The organism is Streptococcus oralis (genome assembly GCF_001578945.1).
Taxonomy (GTDB): Bacteria; Bacillota; Bacilli; order Lactobacillales; family Streptococcaceae; genus Streptococcus; species Streptococcus oralis_Q.
In genome coordinates this window covers 333,822-342,142 of sequence record NZ_KQ969551.1, presented here as the reverse complement: position 1 = coordinate 342,142, position 8,321 = coordinate 333,822, and the positions used below count along the sequence as shown (strand labels likewise).

Annotated in this window: 8 protein-coding genes, 1 tRNA gene and 3 pseudogenes; 2 read left to right on the top strand and 10 right to left on the bottom strand. The window is 42.6% G+C overall.

Annotation, left to right across the window (positions count from 1 at the left end; genetic code table 11):
* The 6 genes and pseudogenes from SORDD16_RS11710 to SORDD16_RS04315 all read right to left on the bottom strand — a co-directional run.
* Window positions 1-151 (bottom strand): annotated as a pseudogene (locus SORDD16_RS11710) (GNAT family N-acetyltransferase); the annotation flags it as partial.
* A 1-nt stretch (window position 152) separates the two neighbouring features.
* The gene (locus SORDD16_RS04335; RefSeq protein WP_061452505.1) at window positions 153-755 is read right to left on the bottom strand and encodes an L-threonylcarbamoyladenylate synthase; all 603 of its coding nucleotides are present in this window, start codon (window positions 753-755) and stop codon (window positions 153-155) included.
* Window positions 739-1,575: a peptide chain release factor N(5)-glutamine methyltransferase gene (prmC, locus tag SORDD16_RS04330; protein WP_061452504.1), complete on the bottom strand. Its 837-nt coding sequence runs from the start codon at window positions 1,573-1,575 to the stop codon at window positions 739-741. The genes SORDD16_RS04335 and prmC overlap by 17 nt, the downstream gene beginning before the upstream one ends.
* Window positions 1,575-2,655: pseudogene (prfA, locus tag SORDD16_RS04325) on the bottom strand (peptide chain release factor 1). Before prfA ends, prmC begins: the two are co-directional and overlap by 1 nt.
* A 9-nt stretch (window positions 2,656-2,664) precedes the next feature.
* Window positions 2,665-3,144, bottom strand: coding sequence for a GNAT family N-acetyltransferase (locus tag SORDD16_RS04320; protein ID WP_061452503.1), 480 nt, complete (start codon window positions 3,142-3,144; stop codon window positions 2,665-2,667).
* Window positions 3,134-3,733, bottom strand: coding sequence for a thymidine kinase (locus SORDD16_RS04315; protein WP_061452502.1), 600 nt, complete (start codon window positions 3,731-3,733; stop codon window positions 3,134-3,136). Before SORDD16_RS04315 ends, SORDD16_RS04320 begins: the two co-directional genes overlap by 11 nt.
* 122 nt (window positions 3,734-3,855) lie before the next feature.
* On the opposite strand from SORDD16_RS04315, the gene SORDD16_RS04310 reads away from it, so the two are divergent.
* Window positions 3,856-4,038: a 4-oxalocrotonate tautomerase gene (locus SORDD16_RS04310; RefSeq protein WP_001117401.1), complete on the top strand. Its 183-nt coding sequence runs from the start codon at window positions 3,856-3,858 to the stop codon at window positions 4,036-4,038.
* A gap of 134 nt (window positions 4,039-4,172) precedes the next feature.
* Window positions 4,173-5,546, top strand: coding sequence for a tRNA uridine-5-carboxymethylaminomethyl(34) synthesis GTPase MnmE (mnmE, locus tag SORDD16_RS04305; protein WP_061452501.1), 1,374 nt, complete (start codon window positions 4,173-4,175; stop codon window positions 5,544-5,546).
* 44 nt (window positions 5,547-5,590) lie between these two features.
* Here mnmE and dapA read toward each other — a convergent pair whose 3' ends face one another.
* The 4 genes and pseudogenes from dapA to SORDD16_RS11705 all read right to left on the bottom strand — a co-directional run.
* Entirely contained in the window at window positions 5,591-6,526 is a 936-nt protein-coding gene (dapA, locus tag SORDD16_RS04300; protein ID WP_061452500.1) for a 4-hydroxy-tetrahydrodipicolinate synthase, read from the bottom strand.
* Window positions 6,527-6,598: 72 nt separating this feature from the next.
* Window positions 6,599-7,675, bottom strand: coding sequence for an aspartate-semialdehyde dehydrogenase (locus SORDD16_RS04295; RefSeq protein WP_061452499.1), 1,077 nt, complete (start codon window positions 7,673-7,675; stop codon window positions 6,599-6,601).
* 356 nt (window positions 7,676-8,031) lie between these two features.
* Window positions 8,032-8,104: transfer RNA gene (locus SORDD16_RS04290), tRNA-Thr, on the bottom strand.
* A gap of 104 nt (window positions 8,105-8,208) precedes the next feature.
* Window positions 8,209-8,321: pseudogene (locus SORDD16_RS11705) on the bottom strand (QueT transporter family protein); the annotation flags it as partial.

Genomic DNA, 8,321 nt, shown 5'->3' with positions numbered 1-8,321 from the left:
CATCCTCATAACCAAGTAGGAAATGATGGGAATCCTGAGATAATCTAGCTAGTTGACTAGCTGTGTCCTCTGGACTAAAAGAATAGCCCAAAGCCTCTTGGTTAATCTCACATATAGCATTCACATCTGTTTCTTGCAAATCTCTTAGCATCTCATTCCTCCTCAAAAGAAATCTCTGGCAACCGAGCAAGAATATCTTCTCGCTTAATCGCCCCCTGGCGTAAGATTTTCACCTTGTCTCCAGACAAATCCAAAATAGTCGAATCCTGTCCAGTTAGAAAAGCGTCGTCCTCCAGACCCAGAACCTCTTGATCAAAATCCTCTAGAATTTGAGCAAAGGTCACTCCACTCGCCTGACCCGAGATATTGGCAGACGGCCCAATCAAGGGTCCTGTCTCTCGAATCAAATCAAGTGTAATGGGGTGATTCGGCATCCGAAATCCCACCGTTGAAAGACCAGAATTGACCCAATAGGGAACTCGGTCATTGGCTTCGAGGATAATGGTCAAGGGACCTGGTAAAAGGCTCTCCACAAGCTTTTTTAGATAAGTTGGCTGATTCTTAGAAAAGTGCAAGATGTCCTCTAGAGAAGCGACATTAAGATTGAGTGCCTTATCTCTAGGACGACGTTTGAGTTGGTAAACATGGTCGACAGCTTTTTCGTCTAAGGCCTTAGCAAAGAGACCATAAACTGTCTCTGTAGGCAAAACAACAGCTCCGCCCTTTTCCAACTCTTGTCTAATCCTGTCCATCATCAACTACAACCATCCTATCTTGACCAAATTGGTCCTTGAGTGTTCGTACCCGTTTTTCAGGAAGATGTTTCCTAAAAAGCGCAGGAACACTTTGACCTTGCTTGTATCCAATTTCAAGGTAAATCTTACCACCATCTGTGAGATAGTCTTTTGCATCTTCCGCAATTCTGCGGTAAATAGCTAGGCCATCCTCATCTGCAAAGAGAGCTAGATGAGGCTCCGAATGCAAAACATTCAAACCAACCTCTGACTCATCTTCACGAGAGATATAGGGTGGATTGGATACAATTATATCATATTTTTCAGAAATTTCTGCAAAACAATCAGATTTTTTAAAAAATATATTAAGATTTTGATTTTTAGCATTCTCTGATGCAAGCTCTAAGGCGTCTTGGGAAATATCTGCTGCTGTTACTGACCAATCTGGTCTGTTTTTAGCTAATCCAAGAGCTATGGCGCCACTTCCAGTCCCAATATCTAGGCTCTTAAGATTTTCCTCAGGATTTTCGGCCAAGATAAGCTCCACCAACTCTTCTGTCTCTGGACGAGGAATCAAAACCCGCTCATCCACTTTTAACTGCATTCCAAAGAAATCTGCCTGTCCGATGATATACTGAGCTGGTTTATGAGTTGCTAACTGCTGGTAAATTTCTTCTACAAATTGTTTTTCTTCCTCTGTTACCTCTTGCTGGAGGGCCAAGACAAAGTCTGTAAAAGAGAGATTTTTTAAGCTACGATAGACAAAAGAGAGGCTTTCTGCTTCCTCTCCTTGTCTAATCAACTTTTCTTCAAAATCTGAAAATAATTGAGCTAATTTCATTATTTGTTTAATTCTTCTAGTTTTTGTGTTTGATCATAGAGAACCAAGGCATCGACTACTTCATCCAATTTACCAGCCAAAATGGTATCTAGTTTTTGGAGGGTCAAGCCAATACGGTGGTCTGTAACACGGTTTTGTGGGAAGTTATAAGTACGGATCCGTTCTGAACGGTCACCAGTACCGATAGTAGACTTACGTTCGGCGTCTTGTTCATCTTGAGCAATTTGAGCAAAGTGGTCAGCAACACGCGCACGAATGATTTTCATGGCTTTCTCACGGTTTTTCTGCTGGGTACGTTCTTCCTGCATCTCAACCTTGATATTGGTTGGCAAGTGAACGATACGAACGGCAGTCGCAACCTTATTGACGTTCTGACCACCAGCACCAGATGCGTGGTAGATGTCAACACGAAGGTCTTTTGGATCAATATCGTATTCTACTTCTTCCACTTCCGGCATGACAAGGACTGTCGCTGTCGAAGTATGGACACGACCTTGACTCTCTGTCACAGGAACTCGTTGTACCCGGTGGGCACCAGACTCATACTTGAGTTTGGAGTAGACCGACTGACCTGAAACCATGGCTACTACTTCTTTGAATCCTCCTACTCCATTCATAGAGGCTTCCATGACTTCAAAGCGCCAGCCTTGGGCGTTCCGCATACTTTTGGTACATAGTTAGCAAATCTCCAGCGAAAAGTGCTGCTTCATCTCCACCAGCTGCTCCACGGATTTCAAGGATGATGTTCTTGTCATCGTTTGGATCCTTTGGAAGGAGCAAGATTTTTAGTTTTTCTTCGTATTCTTCTTTTTCAGCCTTGGCATCTTTCAGTTCTTGCTTGGCCATTTCTTCCAAGTCCGCATCTCCACCAGACTCTTTAATCATCTCTTCGGCGTCGACGATGTTTTGAAGGACTTGTTTGTACTCACGGTAGGCTGTTACTGTATCACGAGTAGAAGCCTCTTCTTTCGAAAGCTCCATGAAACGCTTGGTGTCAGAAACGACATCAGGGTCACTCAGCAATTCTCCTAATTCTTCATAACGGTCTTCTACAGCTTGTAGTTGATCATAGATGTTCATTTTTTCTCCTTATTTCTCAATTGTTAAATCATAGATTGCTACTACTTCGTTCTCGGATATTTCCCCAGTTTCTTTGAATCCATAACTGAGGTAACAAGATCTTGCATGTTCGTTTTCTGGTTCATAAGACAACCAAAGTTTATTGCTTAAACCTGCTGGCGCTGTCCGAACATAGGCCAGCACTTTATCCATAATTGGTTTAAAATATCCTTGATTTTGAAAATCCTTATCAATCATAAAACGAAATAGTAAATAATTTCCACTACTAATTCCAATCTTTTTATCATAAGCTATCATCACAAAACCTATAATTGCATCATTATCATAAACTGCCAATGGTGCTACAAAATCTCCATTTTTAATGTAGACATATGCTTCAGCCAAACTAATTGCGTTGGTTGCAATGAATTGTTTTTGATATTCCTTGACATCCAAATTCAAAACATCAAAATAATTTCCCATTGTAACATCTCTTAGTTCAATTGTCATAGTTTTGCTCCTTATTAGATGCTATCATTGGCGCAAAATAATGTTTTCGGCAGACCGAGATATAGGTTTCATTTCCACCGATCTGAATTTGTTCGCCATCATAGACTGGCACACCATCCTGCGTACGCAACACCATGGTCGCCTTTTTCTTACAGTACTGACAGATCGTCTTGATTTCTTCGATCTTGTCTGCTAAGAGCAAGAGGTATTTTGAACCTTCGAACAATTCATTGCGAAAGTCATTCTTCAAACCAAAAGCCATGACAGGTATGTCTAGCTCGTCCACAACACGAGCTAGGTCGTAAACGTGGTGACGCTTGAGAAACTGGGCCTCATCAACCAACACACAGTATGGTTTCTCAGGTAAGTCTCGGATATAACCGAAGATATCTGTCGTTTCCTCAATCGCAATGGCTGGGCGTTTCATGCCGATTCGACTCGACACATAGCCAACACCGTCACGCGTATCTAGAGCAGAGGTCATAATCACAACTCCCTTTCCTTGCTCCTCGTAGTTATAGGCCACCTTGAGAATCTCAATCGTCTTACCAGAGTTCATGGTCCCATAACGATAATACAACTGTGCCATGCTATTATTTCACGTCCATTTCTAAATTTTTGCTACATTCTAGTATATCATAATTTTCTGAAGCTTTAAACGGCAAAATGTGGTAAAATAGAAGAAATCAAAAACTAGTGGAGGAAGCTATTATGCCATTTGTACGCATCGATTTATTTGAAGGACGCACACTCGAGCAAAAGAAAGCTCTTGCTAAGGAAGTAACGGAAGCTGTTGTCCGTAACACTGGAGCACCTCAATCAGCCGTTCATGTCATCATCAACGATATGCCAGAAGGAACTTACTTCCCACAAGGGGAAATGCGCACCAAATAATCTAGCTTAAGCAGAATTGCTTAAGCTTTTTCAATCTCCAAGTAGCATCCATTGAAGAAATAGTCTAATTTTGTTACAATTTGAAGAGATGCTTGGATACATATCCAAAGAAAAGAAATACAAAAGGAATTAGTATGATTACACGTGAATTTGATACCATCGCTGCGATCTCTACTCCACTAGGTGAAGGAGCCATTGGTATTGTCCGCCTGAGCGGAACTGACAGTTTTGCCATTGCGCAAAAGATTTTCAAAGGAAAAGACTTGAGAAAGGTTGCTAGCCATACCCTCAACTACGGTCACATTGTTGACCCGCAGACAGGGAAGGTCATGGATGAGGTTATGGTCGGAGCCATGCGGTCTCCCAAAACCTTCACTCGTGAAGACATTATTGAGATTAATACCCACGGCGGGATTGCGGTGACCAATGAAATTCTCCAGCTAGCTATCCGTGAAGGAGCTCGATTGGCTGAACCGGGTGAATTTACCAAGCGGGCCTTTCTCAACGGTCGGGTGGACTTGACCCAGGCTGAGGCGGTGATGGACATCATCCGTGCCAAGACAGACAAGGCTATGAATATCGCAGTCAAGCAACTAGATGGTTCCCTTTCTGATCTTATCAATAATACTCGCCAAGAAATCCTCAATACGCTTGCCCAAGTAGAGGTCAATATCGACTATCCTGAGTATGATGATGTTGAAGAAGCCACTACTACAGTCGTCCGTGAGAAAACTATGGAGTTTGAGCAATTGCTAACCAATCTACTTAGGACAGCCCGCCGCGGGAAAATCCTCCGTGAAGGAATTTCAACCGCTATTATCGGCCGCCCCAATGTTGGAAAATCCAGCCTTCTCAATAATCTTCTGCGCGAAGACAAGGCTATCGTAACGGATATTGCAGGAACTACGCGAGATGTCATCGAAGAATACGTCAATATTAACGGGGTTCCTCTTAAATTGATTGATACAGCTGGTATTCGAGAAACAGATGATATCGTTGAACAAATCGGTGTGGAGCGTTCAAAGAAAGCTCTCAAAGAAGCTGACCTCGTACTCCTGGTCTTAAATGCCAGCGAACCCTTGACAGCTCAAGACCGTCAATTACTTGAAATCAGCCAAGAAACAAATCGCATTATTCTGCTTAATAAAACTGACCTACCTGAAGCGATTGAAACTTCTGAACTACCAGAAGATGTCATCCGTATTTCAGTCCTTAAAAATCAAAACATCGATAAGATTGAAGAGCGCATCAACAACCTCTTCTTTGAAAACGCAGGTCTGGTTGAGCAAGATGCTACTTACTTGTCTAACGCCCGCCATATCTCCTTGATTGAAAAGGCAGTCGAAAGCCTGCAAGCTGTCAACCAAGGATTGGAACTGGGCATGCCTGTTGATTTGCTTCAAGTAGACTTGACTCGCACTTGGGAAATTCTCGGAGAAATCACTGGTGATGCAGCTCCTGATGAGCTCATCACTCAACTCTTTAGTCAATTCTGTTTAGGAAAATAAAAAAATCCATGATTCTTCATTCGGTCATGGATTTTTTGTCTTTATTAGTAATCTGGTCTAAGGACTCCTGTTACAGTTGCCTTAGTCGCTTCGTAGTCGCCATCTACGACAACTTTGATAATGCGTTTGGCATCTTCTTCTGGTGTTGGAACTAGAGGTAATCGAGTTGGTCCAGCTTCAAATCCCATATAGTTAAGAACAGCCTTAACTGGAGCAGGACTTGGATAAGAGAAGAGGGCATTGACTTTGGGAATAAATTTCCGTTGAATAGCTGCTGCCTTTTGAATATCGCTTTCCGCAATGGCAGTAAACATCTCGTGCATCTCATCGCCATTTGTATGAGACGCAACCGAAATCACTCCGTCAGCCCCCAAGTTCATAGCGTGAAAGGCATCTCCGTCCTCACCTGTATAAATCAAAAACTCTTCTGGTTTGTGCTCAATCAGATAGGCCATATTAGCCAGACTGGTACACTCTTTAACACCGATAATATTGGGATGTTCAGCCAAACGAAGCATAGTTTCAGGGGTTAACTCAACCACAACCCGACCTGGGATATTGTAGAGAATGATTGGAAGATCAGAAGCATCTGCAATGGCTTTAAAATGCTGATACAAGCCTTCTTGAGATGGTTTATTGTAGTAAGGAACAATGGCTAAACCAGCAGCAAAACCACCAAAGTCCGCTACTTCCTTGACAAACTCAATGGAATCCCGTGTATCATTGGTTCCGACCCCTGCAATCAGAGGAACACGGCCTGCTACAACCTTTTGAACAGCAGCAAAAATTTCCAATTCCTCATCATGGGTCAAGGTCGGACTTTCAGCAGTTGTTCCAGCTAGCAAAATGCCGTCTGTATGATGGGCCAATAAATGCTCAATCAAGGCAGGAATAGCCTCGAAGTTAATGGACCCATCTTCATGAAACGGGGTGATAAAGGCAGTAATCATTTTACAGTTTTTCAAATCCTGATAAGACATGGTGATGCTCTCCTTCTAGTTTATTTTGGATACAAAAAGGTGCTGAGATACCTCTCAGCACCTAAAGTTTGCTTATTTTAATTCAAATTTTAATGTGGCAGTTGGGCGAACCAATCCACGCTCATGAAGCGTTTCTGCGATCTGTACAGAGTTCCAAGCTGCACCTTTAAGGAGGTTATCTGAAACAACCCACATGTGGATTCCTTTTTCCGCATCCAAGTCCTTGCGGATACGTCCAACAAAAGTATCCCGTGAACCAACTGCATTGATAGCTTGAGGATAGATTTGATGCGCTACGTCATCCTCAAGAACGGCACCTGGGAAAGCTGCAATGGCTGCTTTAACTTCTTCAATCGGAGCCACTTCTTTTGTTTCGATGTAAACTGACTCTGAGTGGGCTGACAAGACTGGAATACGGACACAGGTTGCTGAAACGGCAATGCTGTCATCTTCCATGATTTTCTTCGTTTCCTTAGTCATCTTCATCTCTTCGTAGGTGTAATCGTTGTCTGTAAAGACGTCGATTTGTGGAAGAGCGTTAAAGGCGATTGGATAATGTTTCTTGTCACCGCCTGAAGGCAAGATTTCCGCATGCAAATCACGTGGATTCACACCATCATTCAACACTTCACGAAGTTCACGTTGTGTTTCAAGAATCGCTCCCATACCAGCACCTGAAACTGCTTGGTAAGTTGAAACGATGATACGGTTCAAGCCCCATTTTTGACGGACAGGCTCAAGCGCTACCATCATTTGGATTGTAGAACAGTTAGGGCAGGCAATAATCCCGTTGTGGGCATCAAGAGCATGGGCATTCACCTCAGGTACCACCAAGGGAACATCCGGATTTTGGCGGAAATAAGAAGTGTTATCCACCACTACCGCTCCGGCTTGAACTGCGTATGGTGCATACTTAGCTGAGGTCGATCCACCTGCTGAAAAGAGTGCAATATCAACACCCTCAAAGGCTGTCTCAGTCGTTTCCTCAATGGTAATGTCTTGACTTTTAAATTTCAAGGTCTTGCCTGCTGAACGCGCAGAAGCAAGGTAACGAATTTTTTCAATTGGAAGAGTTGATTCTTCCAACATGTTAATCATTTGAGCACCCACAGCACCAGTGGCACCAACAACAGCAACTGTATATCCCATAAATAACCTCTTTCGGAATTTTCTAAAAATTTCTATAATAGATGTATTATACTACTTTTTCAAGAAATTGAAAAGTATTTTTGTACATGCTTTTGAAAATAAAAAAGTCTCTGGCACAAAACCAGAGACTAAGAGGCATCTTCATGTGATGAGCAGGTTCACACAACTCATCAAGGTCCGCTCCTGCGTTATGACCTCCTTATGCTCAATAGTAGTCCGAAGACTACCTATCGACTCATCGCAACTACTATTCTACTAGATAGAGTCACTTTTGTCAACAGCCAAAACGCTTTAACTTCATTTATACAGATAGATAAGAAAAACCTTGGTCTCCCAAGGTCATTTTACTTCTATCATGCTAATTGCCGGGATCGAACCGGCGACCTCATCCTTACCATGGATGCGCTCTGCCTACTGAGCTAAATCAGCCTACCTAAAAAGTATACTATAGTTCGCTCGGCTTGTCAAGCGCTCTCTCTTAATTTTATGAATAGAAAAAGCTAGATTTAGCAAGAATCTAGCTTATAAACTTCTTATCTTGTAAGGTCGATTCGCTGTCCCAGTTTATTGATCAAAATCGCACCTACGACAAGTGATGCAAACTCACCAATTCCAGTAGAGAACCATGTGAAGAAGAAGGGAGCTT